The organism is Bartonella sp. MR168JLCBS, assembly GCF_042194175.1.
In genome coordinates, this window is the sequence record NZ_JBHIMP010000378.1 from 1 (window position 1) to 706 (window position 706).

The 706-nt window shown below is 42.2% G+C and carries 1 protein-coding gene; it reads right to left on the reverse strand.

The window, feature by feature from the left end; translation table 11 throughout:
* On the reverse strand, positions 1-629 hold a 629-nt coding region (locus ACFIK8_RS11495), incomplete at its 3' end, for a lysozyme (protein WP_375669503.1).
* Positions 630-706: the final 77 nt, after the last annotated feature.

The following is a 706-nucleotide window of genomic DNA, read 5'->3' on the forward strand; positions in this document are numbered from 1 at the left end:
AAGACAATGCCGGCACATGCTGCTAAACTCATCACAAAAGCTAAGGCCCCTTGGACAGGACCATGGCCTGTGAGCAAGCCTCCAAGTCCAGAAAAAGAACCAATAATTGGTGGAAGCGCTTCTGCTTTTAAAAACCCCGTTGATGCTTTTATTTCCACTGTTTGAGTATTAGAAGAAACATAAGACCCTTTCGCCCATAATCCTGCTTCGGCTGCACGTCTATTCACAAGACCTTGAAGGCGTTTCCCACCTGCTTTGGTCCATTTCTGTAATTCGGCTGGAACCGATTCATAGTCACCCTTGTTAAGCTTTTTTAAAAGCATAGAATTGCAAAATGCTGCCGTTCCTACATTATAACAAAAGGACACTAATGCTGCGAATTGTTCATCTGTTAAAGAAACGGTAACAGCTTGCTCAACAGCATTTTCAAATTGTTGCAAGTCTTGACAAAGAAGTTCTGCAGCTTTCTTTTCTGTGATCTTCATGCCTTTGCGAACAGAAGGTTTTCCAGCATCACTGGTATGGCCGTAACCTATTGTCCATAGACCGACAGCATCTTGATAGGCGTTTAAGCGCAATCCTTCCCACTGTTTAATCAGTGCAAGTCCTTCTTGTGATATTTTTCGCATAAATTTCTCCATAAAAAAAGCCCTGCACAAAGCAGAGCTGAATGACAGACTTTAAAACTGGATTTTCCTGCTCTTTA